Source organism: Streptomyces sp. 5-10 (genome assembly GCF_014712245.1).
Lineage (GTDB): Bacteria > Actinomycetota > Actinomycetes > Streptomycetales > Streptomycetaceae > Streptomyces > Streptomyces violaceusniger.
In genome coordinates this window covers 1-19,807 of record NZ_JACVYG010000093.1, presented here as the reverse complement: position 1 = coordinate 19,807, position 19,807 = coordinate 1, and the positions used below count along the sequence as shown (strand labels likewise).

General features: G+C 65.8%; 15 protein-coding genes. 7 read left to right on the top strand and 8 right to left on the bottom strand.

Annotated features, from left to right (window positions below; translation table 11 throughout):
- Nucleotides 1–1,052 precede the first annotated feature (1,052 nt).
- On the bottom strand, nt 1,053–1,424 hold the full coding sequence (locus IEJ02_RS46130; protein WP_191070261.1) for a DUF6415 family natural product biosynthesis protein: 372 nt from the start codon (nt 1,422–1,424) through the stop codon (nt 1,053–1,055).
- A 205-nt stretch (nt 1,425–1,629) separates the two neighbouring features.
- On the opposite strand from IEJ02_RS46130, the gene IEJ02_RS46125 reads away from it, so the two are divergent.
- Entirely contained in the window at nt 1,630–2,913 is a 1,284-nt protein-coding gene (locus IEJ02_RS46125; RefSeq protein WP_191070260.1) for a helix-turn-helix domain-containing protein, read from the top strand.
- Here IEJ02_RS46125 and IEJ02_RS46120 read toward each other — a convergent pair.
- From IEJ02_RS46120 to IEJ02_RS46105, 4 genes are all read right to left on the bottom strand, one after another.
- Nucleotides 2,894–3,553 carry an HAD family hydrolase gene (locus IEJ02_RS46120; RefSeq protein ID WP_191070259.1) on the bottom strand — a complete coding sequence of 220 codons (660 nt, stop codon included), beginning with the start codon at nt 3,551–3,553 and terminating at the stop codon, nt 2,894–2,896. The two genes, IEJ02_RS46125 and IEJ02_RS46120, sit on opposite strands and share 20 nt — an antisense overlap.
- A gap of 151 nt (nt 3,554–3,704) precedes the next feature.
- Nucleotides 3,705–4,118, bottom strand: a complete 414-nt coding sequence (locus IEJ02_RS46115; protein WP_191070258.1) for a hypothetical protein — start codon at nt 4,116–4,118, stop codon at nt 3,705–3,707.
- 1,647 nt (nt 4,119–5,765) lie between these two features.
- Complete coding sequence (locus IEJ02_RS51495) at nt 5,766–6,050, bottom strand: DUF7848 domain-containing protein (RefSeq protein WP_498067134.1); 285 nt, start codon at nt 6,048–6,050, stop codon at nt 5,766–5,768.
- The gene (locus IEJ02_RS46105) at nt 6,047–6,508 is read right to left on the bottom strand and encodes an ATP-binding protein (protein WP_191070256.1); all 462 of its coding nucleotides are present in this window, start codon (nt 6,506–6,508) and stop codon (nt 6,047–6,049) included. Before IEJ02_RS46105 ends, IEJ02_RS51495 begins: the two co-directional genes overlap by 4 nt.
- Before the next feature lie 688 nt (nt 6,509–7,196).
- On the opposite strand from IEJ02_RS46105, the gene IEJ02_RS46100 reads away from it, so the two are divergent.
- Entirely contained in the window at nt 7,197–8,192 is a 996-nt protein-coding gene (locus IEJ02_RS46100) for an NsdA family TPR-like regulatory protein (RefSeq protein ID WP_498067133.1), read from the top strand.
- The gene (gene ribD / locus IEJ02_RS46095) at nt 8,192–9,076 is read left to right on the top strand and encodes a bifunctional diaminohydroxyphosphoribosylaminopyrimidine deaminase/5-amino-6-(5-phosphoribosylamino)uracil reductase RibD (RefSeq protein ID WP_191070254.1); all 885 of its coding nucleotides are present in this window, start codon (nt 8,192–8,194) and stop codon (nt 9,074–9,076) included. The genes IEJ02_RS46100 and ribD overlap by 1 nt, the downstream gene beginning before the upstream one ends.
- A 70-nt stretch (nt 9,077–9,146) precedes the next feature.
- On the opposite strand, the gene IEJ02_RS46090 is transcribed toward ribD, so the two are convergent.
- The 3 genes from IEJ02_RS46090 to IEJ02_RS46080 form a co-directional block, all read right to left on the bottom strand.
- A complete protein-coding gene (locus IEJ02_RS46090) occupies nt 9,147–11,819 on the bottom strand; it encodes an NB-ARC domain-containing protein (RefSeq protein WP_191070253.1) in 2,673 nt (890 codons plus the stop codon).
- Nucleotides 11,820–12,142: 323 nt separating this feature from the next.
- Nucleotides 12,143–13,594: an amidase gene (locus tag IEJ02_RS46085; RefSeq protein ID WP_191070252.1), complete on the bottom strand. Its 1,452-nt coding sequence runs from the start codon at nt 13,592–13,594 to the stop codon at nt 12,143–12,145.
- A gap of 76 nt (nt 13,595–13,670) precedes the next feature.
- Nucleotides 13,671–14,057: a hypothetical protein gene (locus tag IEJ02_RS46080; RefSeq protein ID WP_191070251.1), complete on the bottom strand. Its 387-nt coding sequence runs from the start codon at nt 14,055–14,057 to the stop codon at nt 13,671–13,673.
- 136 nt (nt 14,058–14,193) lie between these two features.
- On the opposite strand from IEJ02_RS46080, the gene IEJ02_RS46075 reads away from it, so the two are divergent.
- From IEJ02_RS46075 to IEJ02_RS46060, 4 genes are all read left to right on the top strand, one after another.
- Nucleotides 14,194–14,841, top strand: coding sequence for a hypothetical protein (locus IEJ02_RS46075; protein WP_191070250.1), 648 nt, complete (start codon nt 14,194–14,196; stop codon nt 14,839–14,841).
- 345 nt (nt 14,842–15,186) lie between these two features.
- Nucleotides 15,187–17,484 (top strand): MMPL family transporter, encoded by a 2,298-nt coding sequence (locus IEJ02_RS46070; RefSeq protein ID WP_191070249.1) that lies wholly within the window; start codon nt 15,187–15,189, stop codon nt 17,482–17,484.
- Between the two features lie 250 nt (nt 17,485–17,734).
- Nucleotides 17,735–19,036, top strand: coding sequence for a sensor histidine kinase (locus IEJ02_RS46065; protein WP_191070248.1), 1,302 nt, complete (start codon nt 17,735–17,737; stop codon nt 19,034–19,036).
- A complete protein-coding gene (locus IEJ02_RS46060; protein WP_191070247.1) occupies nt 19,033–19,713 on the top strand; it encodes a response regulator transcription factor in 681 nt (226 codons plus the stop codon). The genes IEJ02_RS46065 and IEJ02_RS46060 overlap by 4 nt, the downstream gene beginning before the upstream one ends.
- Nucleotides 19,714–19,807 lie beyond the last annotated feature (94 nt).

Below are 19,807 nucleotides of genomic sequence, written 5' to 3'. Positions count from 1 at the left end.
GAAGTGTCAAGCATCTCCCGGGACCGGACACCGAGTGCGAGCTGTTCAGAGTTTCTTTACTGGATCAAGGCGGCCCGCTTGCGCGGGCCGCGCGCGCTGGCGGCCCGTGGCCGCCGCCCGCTCCTGTCTGCCGCCCCGCTCAGCGGCGCCCCCGTGCCACTCAGCGCGCCACCCCACACCAGCAGCCCGCCAGCCGCAGTCAGCACCTGGAACAGCTCCCACAGAGCTCCCGCCGACCACAGCGGATGCGCTGACGCAGCAGCACGGCCGAGGCCACATGTCCACCCCTGCCAGCCGTCGAGGGGCGGCTACGCGGAGCGGTTTACGTGACCGGCCGTCCGCCGACCGCGGCCATCGCCGTTGTGCGCGTAGCAACGGCCAGCGGGGAGGGGAGGGGTGCCCGGCCGGGGGCATGTCGATCGTCGGCCCCGGCCCGATACGGCCGGCCGCCGTACTGTCGCCGTCACGGATGCGGGAGCGTGAGCAGACCGAACGGCCCGGTCCTGGCGGGCGGGGAGCAGCTGCTGCCGCGCGGTGGCTCAGGCCGTCGTGGTCGCTCCGCGTCGGTTTCCGTATCGCGCTGGCCGACCTGCGTGTCGTAGACGCTCTGGTGACCGCCACCATCGAGCCCGCCACTCCGTATCTGCCTCGCACTCGTCACCACCCCGTTGCTCCGCCTGAACTCACCTGGAAATGGGCGGCGTCGAAACGAGTACGACAACCACCCCGGTACCATCGGCACCGGGGTCCTGATCACGGACTTCCCACCGGGCTATCCCTTGGCCTGCCAGGGTTTTGAGGGGTAGCCCGGTTTTGCGTATGCGGTTGTGCTGCTGTGCGGTCCGACTCCCGGCCTCGCGGATCGTCTGTTGGGCGCGGGCATGGGGAGCCGGACCGCTGACGGCGGACGGGGCAGTGTCCGCCGCTCCTGGGCGTGGTGGGTGACATCCACGAGGCGAACGGGGCGTTGTCCGCCGCGTAGTCACCGCGCCCAGGGAGGGCGGGAGCCGCGGGTCCTTCCCATGGGCAGCAGCTCCCGCCCGGTCTCTAGGTCACCCGTCGCCTTCCTGGGCGAGACCGGAGTTGTTGAGCAGGAACTGACACGTGTAACCCAAGCTCCGAACGTGCCACTCAGCCGACCGCAAGCCGGAGCCCAGCCCCTGACGCACCTCATGCGGGATGGTGTTCAACCTGCTGCGCTTCGAGTACCAAGCCACAGTGGCCCGGTTCAGACGGTCGATCCGCTTCTCTGCCAGCGGCATCAACGTATGAATGTGCCCCAGCAACGCTTTGTGCAGGTCGCGCAGTTCTTCGTACGGTGGCAGTACCGTCCGCGTCACTAAGGCGTTGACGATCGTCCTCTTGATCTCCTCGACGTCCACTTCGTCTTGCTGCTCGCCTGCGCGTTGCACCGCCGCGCTCATGGCCTTCACCCCGCATGTTTGCTGTCTGTCCGGCCTTAGACATGGTGGGGTTACAGGACGTCCCAATGAAGGCCGCTTAGAGGACTCAAAGAGGACTTCTATGGGACCTACTAGCGAGGTCAGGAAGGCGAGGGTCCCCAAATGGGCCCTTCAAAGCTACCGTTGGCGGAGCTGACCAGCCCCATCGAAACCGTGAGGAAGTCCAGTGCCCAGGCCAGTGGGAAACGTTCGGCTCAAGGCCGCCCGGCAGGCGGCGGGATACGCGTCTCAGGAAGCGTTGGCGGAGGCCATCCGTAACACCGCTCCTCAGCTCGGCATACGGTCGTTGCAGATCAGCGTGCGCCAAGTCCGCCGCTGGGAGTCAGCGAATCCGCCATGGCCGCAGCCTGACGTTCAGCGGGTACTGACGCATCTGCTGGGCCAGTCCATCGAGGAACTGGGCTTCACCGCCCCGTGGGACGGCACGAATTCGACGCGGGAGGGTGCCAGCCGACGGCCTGTCGCAGCATCGGGAGCGCCCGCGATCGGACCCGCCCCCGGACCGTTTCCCAGCGCGAGCAATGCCACGCAACCAGCCACGGTAGGCAGCGACTTCGCCGCGATCACGGCTGCTCACCGACGCCTGTACTGGTCCGTGCAGCCCTCCCAACTCCACGCCACCGTTGTGGAGCACACACGTCTGGGCACAGCGCTCATTGGTGAGACGTCCGGCCGCTGCCGTACGGCCCTTGCCGCCGCACTCGCCGAGTCATACCTTCTGGCTGGACGTATCGACTTCTTCGACCTCCAGCAGCCCAGCGCCGCGAACAACGCGTTCGTGCGTGGCCTCCAGGCCGCCGGGGAAGCCGACGACGCGCTATTGGGAGCGGCGATCCTGGCTCATACCGCGTTCATCCCTGGCTGGGAGGGCCATAGGGAAGACGCCGAAGAGCGCATGTCTGCTGCCCGTGCGTACGCCCGCAGGGGCAACGCCCCCGCGATGATGCTGGCTTGGCTTGACGCGGTCGAGGCCGAATGCATGACACGGTGCAACGACACCCGCACGGCACTGCGCTTGATCTCCCATGCCGAAGGCGTACTGACCGAAGGCGATACGGACGAGCCGTGCCCGGTGTGGATGGACTGGTTCAGCCCCGTCCGCCTCGCCGCGTTCAAGGGCAACACCCAGCTGATAGCTGGGCACACGGCCCAGGCTCGGGCCACCCTGCTGGGCGTCCTTGACAACCTGCCTGCCGACGACGGCAAGCAGCGGACCATCATCCTCGGCGACCTGGCGGCCGTGGAGGCCGCAGCCGGTAGGCCAGAGGAAGCCTGCCGATGGGCCAACGAAGCGCTCGATCAGCTCAGTGTGACCTGGTACGCCGTCGGCATGGACCGGATACGCGACGTCCGCAAGCGGCTGCACGCGTGGCGCGACGAACCGTACGTCCGCAGTCTGGACGACCGGATGTACGGCTGGGGAACGACCGTCAGTGCTCTTCAGCGCTGAGGCTGGCTACCAGCTCCGGCAGCTCGGCGAGGCTGTGCACGCGGAAGGTCGGCACCGCGACGGCATCCGGCTCATCCCACTGGATCGTCGCCCACGGCCCACGCCGGATCAGCGCAGTCTTCATTCCCACCTTGTCCGCCGGGCGGATGTCGTTGTCCAGCCGATCACCCACGTAAAGGATCTCCTCGGCCGGGCAGGGAGCCGCGTCCGCCACATGCGAGAAGAACGCCGGATCGGGCTTGGACACGCCCCAGTCATCGGACGTGGCGATGAAGTCGGCCGGGAGGTCGAGCGAGCGCAGTATGCCCCCGGCCCGTACGGTCTGGTTGCCCGCGATACCCACCCACAGACCAGCGTCCCGCAGCGCCGTCAGAGTCGGACGGACATCCGCGTACAAATCGCTGTCATCGAAGTGCTCAGGCTGGCTGGCCTGAGCCCGCTTCTCCCGCTCCTCGTACAGATCAAAGCCAGGGCGGAAGACCTGGAACGTCTCGCGGTAGTCCCGCCCCTGAGCGATCACAGCGCCGAACATCGCCGCGAACGTGTGCCGGGGCACCCCCAGCCAGTCCGCCCATGTGCCGTACTCGCGTGTCTCGTCGACCAGGCACTCACCGACATCGAAAACCACAGCTCGGATCATGATGAGCAGGGTAGGCCAAGCAGAGTGCTGTTGTGCCTGGGGCCCTGCAATCACCACGGCACCGGACACTGCTGTGCCGACGTGTGTTGAACCTCGAAGCCGTCCGAAACTGATTACCTGTAACTGACGGAGAGGCGCGGGGTATTGCTATTTAGCGTTGTTCTCCTGTTTCGCCCTCCTCGTCTTCGGGGTGCAGTTTCTCCCAAGCTCTCGCAGCCAAGTCGCCCGCTTGCTTGGCGGCTGCCAGTGCGCCGGTCCCCATGTAGGCTGTGATCTCCGCAGAAATGGCAGAGATAATGAGGGCATACATGCACAGGGAGAATATCGAGACCTGAACCCAGCAAATCCATAGTCGGCGGGCAACTTCGGGGGAGATGCCTGTGAAAGTAGAGTCAAGTCCGATTAGGATTTCCTCTATATCCCTGATCGCCGCATCGGAGAACTCCGCCTCTTGCGAGCATGCGGCAGTTTCTGCTGCGTCATCTAGGGCTCCAAGCGTCCCGTCGGTGACGTTCACTATTTCAGCAGAAAATTGATGCTGGATTAGAGGCAGGGCGGCGCGCATTTGCCCAATGGAAAGACCTCGTTCAGTTGCATTATCGTTGCTCTGCACCTGTCGTGAGGCTTCGCGCATTGCGGTNGGCGCGCATTTGCCCAATGGAAAGACCTCGTTCAGTTGCATTATCGTTGCTCTGCACCTGTCGTGAGGCTTCGCGCATTGCGGTTTGCAGGCTGCTGTTCTGCATGGAGCGAGCGGCTTCGCGTATTGCGGTTTGGAAGTCGTTGCTCTGCATCTGTCGTGAGAGTTCGCGCAGTGCGGCGGTGGCTTGCAGGCTGCTGTTCTGTATGGAGCGTGAGGCTTCGCGCATTGCGGTTTGCAGGCTGTTGCTCTGCATGGAGCGAGCGGCTTCGCGTATTGCGGTTTGGAAGTCGTTGCTCTGCATCTGTCGTGAGAGTTCGCGCAGTGCGGCGGTGGCTTGCAGGCTGCTGTTCTGTATGGAGCGTGAGGCTTCGCGCATTGCGGTTTGCAGGCTGTTGCTCTGCATGGAGCGAGCGGCTTCGCGTATTGCGGTTTGGAAGTCGTTGCTCTGCATCTGTCGTGAGAGTTCGCGCAGTGCGGCGGTGGCTTGCAGGCTGCTGTTCTGTATGGAGCGTGAGGCTTCGCGCATTGCGGTTTGCAGGCTGTTGCTCTGCATGGAGCGAGCGGCTTCGCGTATTGCGGTTTGGAAGTCGTTGCTCTGCATCTGTCGTGAGAGTTCGCGCAGTGCGGCGGTGGCTTGCAGGCTGCTGTTCTGTATGGAGCGTGAGGCTTCGCGCATTGCGGTTTGCAGGCTGTTGCTCTGCATGGAGCGAGCGGCTTCGCGTATTGCGGTTTGGAAGTCGTTGCTCTGCATCTGTCGTGAGAGTTCGCGCAGTGCGGCGGTGGCTTGCAGGCTGCTTTTCTGCATGGAGCGTGAGGCTTCGCGCATCTGAATAGAGTAGGTGCTCTGAGTGGCTGCTGGTGCTTGACCTGGCGATATTGATTGGCTGCGAGCGGCCAGCCGCGACACGTCTCTGCTGCTGTCCTGCCTATCTCTAGCACCGTCGTCTGCGGCAGCGTTGTTCCCCATGCGGCAAGCATAGTTCTTGGCGCCATGCTGGGGCGATGCAACGGCTATTGACCGGAGTGGTCTTGGCGAGAAAGATCACGGCTCCAATAGCCACAGCTTGTTCTCGATCTTGTGATCTCGTGCCCCGCGTTCATGGGCGCAGGTGACAGCAACCGTGACAGCAACGACGGCACACGCCCCCCGCCGACGTCTTGTGCCGGACACCCCGTCAGACGACCTCTGACGCTGGTATCAGCCCCCTGCCCGAACCTACGGATCAAGAGGTTGCAGGTTCGAATCCTGCCGAGCGCGCACCAGCTCAGAGGCCCCTTCCGATCATCGGAAGGGGCCTCTTGCGTATGCGGTGCATCGGTTTCATCGGACGGTGCCTGACGATCACCGTTGCCGACTACTGACGGATCTCTGCCACCTCCCCTCGCACCTTGACCCCGCTGGGAAGGCCCCGAGCGGCTGGTGGCGGTCGGCCTTCGAGTCTTGAGGTGCCCCCGGGGCCGGGTCCCGCGTTGGGCAAGGGCAGCGGACCACCTTGCGCCGGCTTGAAGTTGTTGAGGGCGGGGCCGCCGGTCCCTCCACGACTGCGACCCCCGCCCAGCCTTGAGCGGCTACGCGTCAGGCGTCGCTGCTCGGCCTCGCGCAGCCGTCGCGGAAGTGCCCGCGTTCGCCATGGACGCGCGGAAGAAACTCGTGATGATCATTCGGAATCCGGTGTGACCTGTCTGGTTCGCGTGGCGCAGACACCACACCTCCGGCTGCTTGGCCTCCTCAGCCGCCCCGGATGAGTCGTCGCACGTCGTGCATTCGGCCTCCAAGATCGGCGGGCTTCCGGTGACGTCTGCACTCAGGGTCCAGTCGCCCTGCCGTATTACGGAGTTTCCGGCGGTCGTCACGACTGCACCTCTCTACGTTCTCCACTGGCCAGTGAGCCCCGTTCGTCGACAGGAAGTGCGAGGACGGCCCAGACCGCCTTGCCCACCGCTGGCCGTGGGGTGACGCCCCACTGATCGGCGAGTGTTTCCACCAGGACCAGCCCTCGGCCGCGTACGGATTCGGGGGTTGGAGTCCTCAGCTTGGGCAGCTGGTCGGCCGCGTCGTGGACCTCGATCCGTACCTTGTCGCCCTGGTACAGGTAGCGCGTCTCGATCTGGCGTCCCGGCACCCGTGCATGACGTACGGCGTTCGTTATCAATTCGGACAGCACCAACAGCGCGACCTCTTCGATCGCGACCAGCCCCCAACCAGCCAGAGCCTTTCGCAAGTCGGCTCGGGCCAGGGCGACACAACGGGGGTGGCGGGTCCAACGCCTCACCACCACGCGTCCATCCGGGCCTGTCAGGTCTGACTTCATGGCCATAAGCGTGCAGGTGAGCCTCCCTCTTCGGGACAGGCAACGGGGTACCCCGTGCGGTGAAATGGGGTACCTCAATACGCGGCGCGATCTACGTTGGACTTGACGCACGCCCCTACACCTCGTGAGCGGCCGATGAGTGAACGTGAAGCCAGGCGCAGCGGATACCCCCTCACCATCCCGGACCGCTTGCTCCGCAGCGAGGACATGAAACGGGCATGCAGGCGAAGGGACTTCGGCGAGATCTTCCGTCTCGTCAACAGACGGGCCCCAGCGAGCTACGCGGCGATCGCTGCCGCCGTTACCAAGATGACCAGCGCGCGTGTCGGCGACGTGATCCGAGGTGATCGGGGTATCCGCAGCGTAGCCGTCATGGAACGCATCGCTGATGGACTGGGCATTCCCGGCCACATGCTCGACCTGCCCGAGCGGCCGTGGGAGGGTACCCCGTCACCGGCCGCCGCTGCCCAGAACCAGGCTTACGCTCGCAGTAGCCCAGACGGCTTGAACGAACCCCCGTCCGTACCCACAACGGGGGCGATTGCTGGTCCGCCGATTGTGCACGTGGACCCCTCGAATTCGGCGGACGCGGATGCGCTACCCGAAATCGTTCTGGTTTCGGTGTACGTCGATGGAAGAGAGCAGATCGTGCCGATAAATCGCCGAGCCCTTCTCGGGCACGCAATTGGTGTCGCCCTGCAAGGAAGCGGGACCCCTCCGTGCCGTGGATGCTTCCGCTGAGATCGTGCGCCCAAAGCCCACCAGACCACACCGACTCCCCGCCGGACGAGGCGAAGCAGCCATCGAGCACTTCCGCGACATGTGGCACACCCTGGTCAGGGCCGACAACCTCTTCGGCCCGCGTCACGCCCTCGCGGGAGTCCATCAGCAGCTCGACATGTTGCAAGGTCTTCTGGAGGACAGCCGGGGCGAGCACCGGCAGGAGCTGTTGAAGCTCTCGGCCCAGTACGCCGAGTCCGCCGCATGGCTCCACGAAGACTCCATGGACGTGTCCAGCGCGGAGACATGGACGAGCCGAGCCATGGAATGGGCCATGGAGGCCGGAGACGAAGCCATGCTCTCGTGGACTCTCTTCCGTCGCAGCCAGCTGGCGGCGGGGAAGAAGAACGCGGGCCAGGCGATCGGGCTCGCCCAGGCCGTGCAGCGCCACGAACGAGCGCTTTCCCGGCCGATGAAGGCGGCCGCCATCCAGCAGGAGGCGCAGGGGCTTGCGCTCGACGGGGACGAGGTCGCCTGTCATCGGAAGCTGGACGAGGCGCACGAGTTCGCCGCCATCGCTGGATCCTCCGGAGACGCACGATCCGGGCACGGGGATTTCTGCACGCCCAGCTACATCGAAATCCAGCGCGCGAATTGCTGGCTCAACCTGTCCCGGCCGGACCGGGCGGTCTCCACCTTCCAGACCGCACTGACCGAACTCCCGGACGTCTATCAGCGCGACCGGGGATTCGCCCAGGCGCGCCTCGCAATGGCCTACGTGGGAATCCAGGAGTACGAACAGGCCGCTGCCGAGGCCGCAGCCGTTCTCGACTTGGCCCGCGGTTCAGGTTCCGGCCGAACTCTGCAAGAGGCCGTCACGGCGGTCAACGCTCTCGCGGCGGCGAGTAATGTTCCCGCTGTGCGGGACCTACTCGACGCAGTCAAGGAGAATGCGGGGTTCTGATGGCCACGCCGAACGAACTGACGGCCATGCGGCGAGCAATCGCCATCTCTGCCCAGGGCCTCGGAACGACGAGCCCTAACCCGCCCGTCGGGTGCGTGATCCTCGACCGCGACGGCGTACCTGTCGGCGAGGGATACCACCTCCGCAAGGGCGACCACCACGCCGAGGTGAACGCCCTCACCGCAGCGGGGGAGCGAGCCGAGGGCGGCACGGCGGTGGTGACCCTGGAGCCCTGCAACCACCACGGCCGGACCCCGCCCTGCCGACAGGCACTGATCGACGCGAAGGTGTCCCGAGTCCTGATGGCCGTCATGGATCCCACGTCACGTGGAGAGGGCGGCGCGGTGGTGCTGGAACAGGCCGGCATTGAGGTAGAGCGGGGCGTCCTAGAGCAGGAAGCGCTGCTCGTCCTCGGCCCGTGGCTGCACTCACTGCGTACGGGGAGGCCATACATCACCTGGGCGTACACCGCTGGAGCCGCCGAGGGGGGCGACGACCAGGCCGTGAAGGAGCTCCGCCGTATGCACGACCTGGTGATCCGGCGAGATGGAACGATCGAGGAAGGCGTGCGAAGCGGCCACGGCGGCGACGCCTTCCGTGTTCCGAATCCTCCCCTCGGCAAAGAGTCTGAGAAGGTGCTGCATGCCTTGACCGAGGCAGGAGCGCACACGGTTCTGATCGAAGGCAATTCCAACGAAACGGCAAATCTGCTGGCTGACCTTGTGGACTGTGTAATTATCGACGTGCCCGATACTCCGCCATCTTCTGTTCCTTTGTCGATGAACGGGTTGATTCCGCCCGGATTCCGGCTGGTTAATGTAGGAGACGTCGGCCTGCGCGGGCGTCTGATAGCGAAGCGAGAAATAAGCCGAGATCGCCATTGATGGCGCGCGGATGGCAAGCCGTCTTCGCCTTCGCAGCACTCGCCATGCAATGGCGCCCCCGCCGCACTAACTAGGCAATATGGACCCACCTTGCGCGTGGACGCGTCCCCGTCTGGTACTCGTCGATGTCGAATCGAACTAGGCGCCCTATCAGGTCAACATCTTCTCCGCGAGCTTCCAGGTTGCGGATCACCGATGCTGGAAAGAAGACATCCGTTGGGAAGTCAGGATGCTGGATGAATCCGTAACGCCCCAGCCAACCGCTTACCCTACCGGATATGCCGCCCTCGGTTGCATTGGTTAGTGAATCCTGGCTAGTGGCAGAGTCCACGATCTCACGGCATAGCACGCGAATCCGATCGGACACGTTTTGGGACCTGAACAGCTTTGCTACGTGGCCTGGCATCCGAACCCAAGCCTTGCATTTTTCGAAGATCTCCGTGTGCGTTTCAACATCACGCAAGAGAAAGTAAGTCTTCTCTTCGAATGAAATCTCCATTGCGCCAGTCGCGGTGATGGCTCTGATGAATGCCTTAGAGCTCTCCAGTGTTCCGGCCGCCAAACGCAGATCAAACGTTCCGCGCCGTAGCTCTTGGGTCCCGAGAGTGAAACCTGTGTATGCCTTATGGGCGGCCTCAGCGGGTCGCATGTCCCTTTCGAGTACGTGTTCAGACCACCGCTGCCATGAATCGATGAGTGACGTTAGAATGATTCGGTAGAGCTTACCCTTTTCCTCGACCTTTTCAAGGGCCGACATCAGATATCCCTGGGATTTTTCGTATTCGCGCTGCCAAAGAAGTATTGTTCCAATTAGGTGCGCTGTCTCCGCGTTCTTGAAGTATTCGTGTGCTATTTGTGCGTACTCCAAAGCCCTGACGGGGTCGTGCACCTTGCGGGCTAGGTGGCCAGCAAGATAATGCGAGACAACGGCTTTACCCTTTTCGTCTGCTTTTCGCAATGCGGTGTTGTACGTGGCCGTAGCCTGGTCTACATGGCCTCGGCTTGAAAGTAGGAAGGCTTCGACTCGGTCAACCTCCCAGAAGTCTGGGTTCATTTGCCTGGCCTTGTTCAGGTGTTCTCGTGCGCGGTCGAAATCGTCACGAGCCCTCAAAGCCAATCGAAGCAAATGGGCCGTAGGTCCGTCATGAGCACCGCGTACGTGGACGGCTACAGGCGCCAATGCTCTTTCTGCCTCGTCCGCTCGGCGCAACTCTTCGCTCTTGCGGATGTCTTGCGCACGACTCAAGATTCGGCTGACATCACTCGACCTCGGAGGCTCAATCGAGCGCAAGAAATGCTGTGCTGCTTCTGTAAGGTTGATCTTTGGCGTCAGAGTATTTTCGCGATCGGAATTTACGGTTACCATGGATCCTCGACTCAATTTTTGAACCGCTCGCCGCAGATCATCCACGGAGAGATCTGTGAGGATGGCCAATTCGTCAGAGGTGGCCGCGCGATCCAATGAGTACAAGACAACCAGAAGCTGCTGCGTAGTTGTACCTAGCGTGTCGTAGACACTGCGTACGCAGAAATTGATGAGTTGGTCTTGGTCGGCCAAGGCTAGATTTGGCTGGACGCCTGATTCGACACTGAGGATATACCAACGGATGGCAAGTGGGCTTTGCCTGAGCCGACTCACCACCTCGCCAATAGTGCTGGATTTTAGTTGTGCCATCCATTCGAGTCCCCGAGCACGGGTGAATGATCGGAAAAGCCCCTCGGCGTCTTTCTCTCGGAGAGGCCCAAGCGGGACTCTGCGTTCAATCTGACCTACGCCAATGCGACTCGTTAGCAAATAGGTGACGCTGTCGGGAAGTGACTCGTACAGCGCAACGATTTCACTTCCATCCACGGTTTCCAAATTATCTACTACGAGAAGCGTTTCGATTCCTTCGAGCATGTCGGCTAGATCTGCAACACTTCCCGAGAATTTGTCGTCGATTACGCGACCCAGGTGGTGTGCTGCTCCTGTAATGTCTCGGACTGCGTCGACTATCGTCTCCACGCCGCTAACAGTTAGTCTTTCCGTCTTCAGCGAGACCCACAGTATGCATTCATAAGGGCTGTCATCTGAGTCAAGAACGCTATACGCAGCCTGCAAGGCGAGGGCTGTTTTTCCGATTCCGCCTTCACCGGTGATGGTAATCATCGACTCCCGGCGGCGCATCAAGTGACTGACGATTGTCTTGCAGTCCTGAGACCTGCCTACAAGGCCGGTTTCGTCGAATTCTGGAAGAGGGAGATTGTGGAGGACCTTGTCGGACTTCTTTACCATCGAGCCGAAGGCTGGCTCCCAAGCAGGGTCAGCGTAGAGATGCTGGAGAGTGTCTTGGGTGCTCGACCAAAACCGTGAAGTAAAGGCGTTCGTGGACGATATTGCCTTCTCTGCATCGCCTTCCTGGAGTGGGCGGCCATGCATCACGCGATTTCGTATAGGAGCAAGCGCGTCCATTTGAGTTGTGTTGCCGCGCAATTCACGTGCCAGTTCCCCAGGAAGGGCGTCGCGATGGCGATTCAGAATGTCGTAACATTCCCGAAGGTCAAGGTATTCCGCGATAGAGACGTCTGAATCGTCGCCGTCCGCTTCGCGCCGCTCATTAGCCCGTTTGTAGTTGGCCCCCAAAGCCTCTTCTTCATTGAGATGATCTAGCACGTAACGAACGAGTACTTTCCGCATGTCAGACTCGAACGAGTCAATTAGTACATAAAGTCGCGAACGGGTCATGCGTGCATGCTTGATCATGAGGCCCCCCTCTGAGATGCAGGTAAGCCATATTAGGTGCCTAGCGCCGTATAGGCTGCCTGTGTGCGGTAAGTAACGATAGATACATTTCGCGCGGATATAGATGTTGTGTCTATGTATGTCGCTCGTGAGTTGTGTGGCTCACCGCAGGCGTGGTTTGACGGCAACGACGGCACCAGCACCCTGCCCGAACCTACGGATCAAGAGGTTGCAGGTTCGAATCCTGCCGAGCGCGCACCAGCTCAGAGGCCCCTTCCGATCATCGGAAGGGGCTCTTGGCGTGGTTCGCGGCTTGTCCTCGGCGGGTGCTCAGGTAGTGCGCCCTACCTCGGTGGCTGGAAGCCGCCGATCTTTTGCTCGAGTAGTTCGGCCAGCCGTAGCGGGGTGCGGTCCTCGAAGGTTGGGCCGATGAGCTGTACTCCCACCGGCAGGCCCTCGGGGGAGCGGCCCGTTGGTATGGCGGTGGCGGGTAGGCCGGGCATGGTGGCCAGGCCGGCCCAGACGAGCTGGTCGAGGTACGGGTACTCGACGCCGTCGATGTCGATCCGGCGTTCCATCAGGTCGGGGTTGTGGTCGTGTGGGAACGCGGGGGTGGGGGTGATGGGGCACACCACGGCGTCGAACTCGGTGAAGAGCCGCCGCCAGCCGTGGCGGTGGAGCTCGCGGCGGTTGTTCGCCTCGATCCAGTCGCGGTGGCTGAACACCACGCCGCGCAGCCGCGCCGCGTCGAGGCTCCGGTCGTCGGCGGCCAGTCCGGCGGCGTGGGTCCGCAGCCGCTCGTACGTTTCGACGGGGAAAGAGGCACCGAAGCCTGAAAACAGCAGCTGCATGTAGAGCGTGGCGGCTTCGCTCAGATCGGGCAGCAGTGGACTGTGGCGTTCGACGCGGGCGCCGCCGTCGGCAAGGGCGTCGGCCACCCGGGCCACGCCCGCCCGCACAGCGGACCCGCTCGGGATGAGCGGATGCTCGTCGAGGACCAGGACCCGGAAGTCGCGGAGTCGCTCGTGGCGCGCGGGCGGCAGCTTCACGTCGTGGGCCACGCCGAGCGTCAGCGGGTCCGGTCCGGCCATGACGTCGAGCAGGAGCGCGAGGTCGCGGGCGGTGCGCGCCATCGGGCCGACGACGGCGAGGTCGGGTTCGGTCGGCAGGGCCGGTGCGGTCGGCGGGACCATACCGCGGTTCGCCGCCAGCCCGAGCGTCGGCTTGTGTGCGTAGATGCCGCAGAAATGCGCGGGGGTGCGCAACGAACCGCCGATGTCGGAGCCGATGGACAGCGCGCCGAACCCGGACGCCAGGGCCGCCGCCGATCCGCCGGAGGATCCACCCGGCGTGCGACCGTGATCCCACGGGTTATGGGTGGTGCCGTAGATCTCGTTGAAGGTCTGCACATCCTGCAGCCCCAAGGGCACGTTGGTCTTGCCGAGCACCACCGCGCCCGCGGCCCTGAGCCGGGACACCTGCACCGCGTCCTCGGCCGGTATGTAGTCCCGGTGTGGCGGCATGCCCCAGGTCGTGGGCAGCCCGGCGATGTCGTAGGACTCTTTGACCGTCACCGGAATGCCGAGCAGTGGCCGGTCCTCACCGCGGGCGCGCGCCTGGTCGGCATCGCGCGCGGCGGCCCGCGCACGGTCGAAGTCCGGGACGCAGATCGCGTTGATCGCCTTGTCGTCCCGCTCAATACGGGCGATCGCCTCGTCGGTCAGTTCCGCCGAGCTCACTTCACCGGCGCGCAAGGCGGCCGCGAGTTTTTCGGCCGTCAGAAAATTCCACTCCATGAATCCGACCGTATCGGCCTCTGGGACAGGCCATAAAACGCCGCTTCGCACAATGGGGTGGGCGTCTGAATGTCCATTACCTTCCTTCCAACATCGCAAGGAAGCCGCTGAGCAGAGTGAAGGCGAGAAGGAACAATTCCGTTTCCACCCCGCTGACGCCGGCCGCGGTGATCCGGGTCCCGAGAACGATCCACGTCGCCGATCCCATGCTCACCAGCAGCTGGTTGTCTCGCTCCCGCAGCAGTCGCATCCCCGCCCACAGCAGCAACGGCACCAGTGTCAACCAGGCGAGTGTGGCCAGCGCCCCTTCGATGAACCCCGCGCCGATACCCGCGTCCGGATTGGCCTGTCGCGCTTCCGATTCCCACCGCTCGGCGGATTCCCAGACCCAGTACGTCGCGTGGGCGGCGGCCGCCGAGACGACGATGCCCTTTGCCCAGCGGCCCAGCCTGCTGCTCACCATGGCCTCACCCTGCACAGCAAGCGGCCGGCCGCGGCAGCGCGCTGTTAGCTGTCCGTTAGCAGAACGCCAACGCGATCTTCGAAGCTGATTGTCGTCCGGGAGCGAGACGACAGAACACAGCAACGAAGAGGTCACCATGAACACCACCACCAACCGCTTCCGCGGCCGCGCCGGCCGCCGTATCGCCGCCGCCCTTGTCGCGGCCGCGGCGCTGACTCTGGGGGCCACGGCCTGCGGGCCGGAAGACTCCGGGGCCGACTCCTCCGGCTCCTCGGCCTCGGCCCAGCCCACCAGTGGCTCCTCCTCGGACAACTCCGGCTCGCAGGGCCAGGGGGGCGGCAAGGCCGACACGGCGCCGCCCGCCGCCGACAACGGTGGCGGCAAGGACGCCGGCAACGGTGGGGGCAAGAACGGCGGCACCGGTGGTGGCAAGGACGGCGGCAATGGTGGCGGCACCGGTGGTGGTGTCGCCAACGCGGGGAACCACCGCGTATACGTCGGCACGCTGAAGTACCTCGCGCCCGGCAAGCTGACCGTCAAGCCCGAGAGCGGCGGCATGGAGCAGGCATTCTTTGTCGCCAACGCCACACGGATCCTCGGCGCGGCGGCCATCTGCTCCGACGACGGCGGCAGCGTGTCCCTCGGCGACGACGGCTACGGCACCTCGAAGTGCACCGTGGAGCAGCTGGAGAAGGCCGCGAAGACCAACAGCGTGACCGTCCGCGTCACCATGAACCCCAAGTCCGGCGCCGCCGAGACGGTCGAGGAGAAGTACCACCCGTAAGCCCCGCATTCCCACACTCCGCGCGCCCGGTAGGCCCTCCGCCCGCCGGGCGCGCGGACTTGTGCGATCGCGCGGGCTTGTGCGATCGCGCGGACTTGTGCGATCGCGCGGGTGCGCGATCACGCACATGCGATGACAGCGGCGGCCGGCGGCCACCGTCGCGCCCCGGACGGGTGCGTCGTACCAGCGGCGGACCCGCCCGGGCGGTGGGTACTGCGTTCTCAGTAGCGCGAAATGTCGGCAGGCGCACGACGACGGGGCGGCCCGCTCCCGGAGAGCCTGGGCGGACGGTCGGCACCAGATGCGGACAGCGGACAGTCGGACCAGATGTGGAGACCTCCTGTCGTGGCTACTTTCCTTTACCAAGTGGGCCGTCTGGCCTTCCGGCGACGCTGGTACGTCGCCCTGGTCTGGGCGGCCGTCCTGGCCGCCGTCGGGCTGGCCGCGCTCAAGGCTCCGGGAGCTTCCGACGAGGAGTTCTCGATGCCGGGCATCGAGTCCCAGAAGGCGTTCGACCTGATGGAACAGCGCTTCCCGGGAGCCTCCGCCGACGGCGCGACCGCCCGGGTCGTCTTCGTCGCGCCGAGCGGTGAGAAGGTCACCGCCACCGAGAACAGGCAGGCCGTCGAGAAGGCCGTGGCCGATCTCGGCGACGGGGCACAGGTCGCGAGCGCCGCCGACCCGTTCCGGGCGAAGGCCGTCAGCAAGGACGGCACGACGGCGTACGCCACGGTCACCTACAAGGTCGCCGCCAACGACCTCACCGGCGCCAGCAAGGACCAGCTGGAGCGGGCCATCCACACGGCCCAGGGCTCCGGGCTGACCGTCGAGGCCGGTGGAAGCGCGATGGACGGCGGCGGCGGGCCCGGCGGTGCGGCCGAGGTGATCGGTGTCGCGATAGCCGCCGTCGTGCTGCTGGTCACCTTCGGTTCGCTGGCCGCCGCCGGACTGCCGCTGCTGACCGCCCTCATCGGCGTCGGCGTGAGCATGGCCACCATCCTGACCCTGTCCGCGGCGCTGGGCCTGTCCACGACGACCGGCACCCTGGCGATGATGCTGGGTCTCGCGGTCGGCATCGACTACGCCCTGTTCGTCGTCTCCCGCTACCGCGAGGAGCGCGGCAAGGGCCGGGCGCCGCAAGAGGCGGCGGCTCTGGCGGTCGGCACGGCCGGTTCCGCGGTCGTGTTCGCCGGGCTCACCGTCGTCATCGCGCTCGCCGGACTCGCGGTGGTCGGCATCCCGATGCTCACCAAGATGGGTCTGGCCGCAGCGGGCGCGGTCGTCGTCGCCGTACTGGTCGCGCTGACGCTGGTCCCGGCGTTCCTCGGCTTCTGGCCGAACGCCGTGCTCCGGCGGCGGGCCCGCAGGAGCGGACGGATCGAGGACGAGGGCACCCGGGACAACGGGGGCAGCCGCTGGGCACGGTTCGTGCTGCGGCGTCCGCTGCCCGTGCTGCTGCTGGGCGTGGTGGGCCTCGGGGCCCTCGCGGTGCCGATGACGGACCTGCAGCTGGGCATGCCCGGGGACGAGGCCAAGCCGACCTCCACCACCGAGCGTCGGGCCTACGACGCGCTCGCCAAGGGCTTCGGGCCGGGCTTCAACGGGCCACTGACCGTCGTCGTGGACGCGAAAGGGACCGCGAAGGGAGACGCGAAAGGGACCGCGAGGGGAGACGCGAAGGGAGACGCGAAGGGGGACACCGGCCCGAAGGGCGCCGTCGACACGGTCGTGAAGGAGATCGGCGGCACCGAGGGTGTCGTCTCCGTCTCCCCGGCCCGCTTCAACGAGGCCGGTGACACGGCCGTCTTCCAGGTCGTGCCGTCCACGGCGCCGACCGACGGAAGGACCAAGGACCTGGTCACGACCATCCGGGGCGAGCGGCCCGGGGTCGAGGCCGAGACCGGGGCGACCTTCGAGGTCACCGGTACCACCGCGCTGAACATCGACGTCTCCGACAAGGTGCAGGCCGCGCTGATCCCCTATCTGGTGGTCGTGGTGGGCCTCGCGATCGTGCTCCTGCTGGTGGTGTTCCGGTCCCTGTTCGTCCCGCTGAAGGCGGCCCTCGGCTTCCTGCTGTCGGTGCTGGCCTCCCTCGGCGTGGTCGTCCTCGTCTTCCAGCAGGGCCACGGCGCCGAACTCCTGGGCGTGGAGCAGACCGGCCCGATCATGAGCCTGATGCCGATCTTCCTGGTGGGCATCATCTTCGGCCTGGCCATGGACTACGAGGTGTTCCTCGTCTCGCGGATGCGGGAGGCGTACGTCCACGGCGAGCGGCCCGGCCAGGCGATCACATCCGGCTTCCGGCACAGTGCGCGCGTGGTGGTGGCCGCCGCGCTGATCATGATCGCGGTGTTCGCCGGGTTCGTCGGCGAGAGCGACTCCATGGTCAAGATGATCGGGTTCGGGCTCGCCTCCGCCGTACTGTTCGACGCCTTCGTCGTACGGATGGCGATCGTGCCCGCCGTGCTCGCCCTGCTCGGCGACCGGGCCTGGTGGCTGCCGAAGTGGCTGGACCGGTTGCTGCCCAAGGTCGACGTGGAGGGCGAGGCGCTCGGCCGCCGGCCGGAATCGGGCCTGGGGTCGGGCCCGGAATCGGACCCGGAACCGGCCGGGACGACCGGCCTGGAAGTGGCCCGTACGTGATCGACGGCCCGACCCGCCGCCCCCACCGGGCCGCCCGTGGCGAACGACATGGGTGGCCCCGGCAGGCGGTCCGCGCGGGGAACGGTCGCGGTGGCCCCGGCGGACGGTCCGCGCGGGGAACGGTCGCGGTGGCGCACAGAGCGCCGAAACGGTCACGGTGCTCACCGAGCGCCGAATCCGTCACGGTGGCTCAGAGGGCGCCGAATCGGTCACGATGGCCCACAGAGCACCGAGCGGGGAGCCCAGCCCGATGAGCACCAGCCTTGAGCGTTACACGGACCGTTTCGAGCAGTACGCCGACCGCTACCCCCACGTCATCGACGTGGTGCTGGTCCTGGCGCTGATGGGCTGCGCGTCCCTCGGCAGCAATCTCACCCTGCCCGGCGCCGACCCGCCCGACCAGGACCGGACCGCCACCGTCCTCATGGGCGTGTCCTGCCTCGCCCTGCTGAAGTACCGCAGCCATCCGCGCACCGCGGTCGTCGTGACCGCGGTCTGCACCGTGATCGCGATCGTGCTGGGGTACCTGCTCACCCCCCTGTTGCTGGCACCCGTCATGGCGGCGCTCTACTGGCTGGCCACGCTCACCGACCGCAAGACCACACGCGTCTTCGGCGGCACCATCATGGCGGCGCTGATGGTCGCGTCAGCGGTCTCCGACTCCATGGACAGCCTGTCCCTGGTGCTCCGGACGATCGGCCCCTTCTTCTGGCTGCTGCTGCCGCTCGCCGCCGGCAACATGACCCGGCTGCGCCGCGCCTACCTGGCATCGGTGCAGGCCCGCGCGGAACACGCCGAGCGCACCCGGGAGGAGGAGGCACGGCTGCGCGTCACCGAGGAGCGCATGCGCATCGCCCGCGAACTGCACGATGTCGTGGCGCATCACATGGCACTGGCCAACGCGCAGGCCGGTACGGCCGCCCACCTCGCGCTCACCAGTCCGCAGCAGACGAAGAAGATCCTCACCGACCTGACCGGCACCACCTCCTCCGCGCTGCGCGAGCTGAAGGCCACGCTGGGACTGCTGCGCCAGAACGACGACCCGGCCTCCGCGTCGCTGGAGCCGTCTCCCGGTCTCGCCCGGTTGCCCGAACTGGTCTCGGCGTGCGCGTCCGCGGGGCTCGCCGTCACGGTCAGTACGACGGGGGAGCCCCGCCCGCTCTCCCCCGGGGTGGACCTGACCGCGTTCCGGATCGTGCAGGAGGCGCTCACGAACGTCTCCAAGCACGCCGACGTGGACTCCGCACAGGTACGGCTGGCCTACTCCGGATCACGCCTACTGATCACGGTCAGCAACGACGGTCCGGACAGCAACGGCATCTTCGGCACCACCGGCACCACTGATGCCGCCGAGGCCGGGACGGGCCGGGGCTTCGGCGTCATGGGCATGCGGGAACGCGCCCGCACCATCGGCGGCGAACTCTGCGCGGGACCCCGCCCGGAGGGCGGCTTCGAGGTCACCACCGCGCTGCCGCTCCAGCCCTCGGCACCCGAAGGCCCCGAAGCGGCCATAGGCGCCACAGACGCTCCAGCTGGAGGAGAAAAGTCATGACCATCAGGGTGCTGCTCGCCGACGACCAGACCTTGCTGCGGGCCACCTTCCGGATCCTGATCGACTCCTGCGAGGACATGACGGTGGTCGGCGAGGCATCGGACGGCGCGGAGGCGCTGGAGCTGACCCGCGCCCATCACCCCGACATCGTCCTCATGGACATCCGGATGCCGGGCACGGACGGTCTCGCCGCCACCTCCGCGATCTGCGCCGCCCCGGAGCTGGCCGCCACCCGTGTCCTCATCCTGACGACGTTCGAGACCGAGGACTACGTCGCCCAGGCCCTGCGCGCCGGTGCCAGCGGCTTCCTCGGCAAGGACGTCACGGCCGACACCCTGCTGGCCGGACTGCGCACGGTGGCCTCCGGCGAGGCGCTGCTCTCACCCACCGCGACCCGCACCCTCATCACGAACTTCCTCATGTCCCCCGCCCCCGACGCCCACCTCGCGCCTCCGCAACGCCTGTCGGAGCTCACCGTCCGCGAGCGCGAGGTGATGGCCCTGGCCGCCGAGGGCCGGTCCAACACCGAGATCGCCGAGGTCCTCACGCTCAGCCCGCTGACCGTGCGCACCCATATCCACCGCGCGATGACGAAGCTGGGCGCCCGCGACCGCGCCCAACTGGTCGTCATCGCCTACCAGACGGGCCTGGTACGGGCGACGCCGCCCGCACCGTGACCGTGGACGCCGACCGGTGTCGCCGCGAGAACTCACTTCTGGACCGGCGGGCAGTAGCCGGTCTCCTCGCCGATGGTGTTGATCTCGGCGTTGG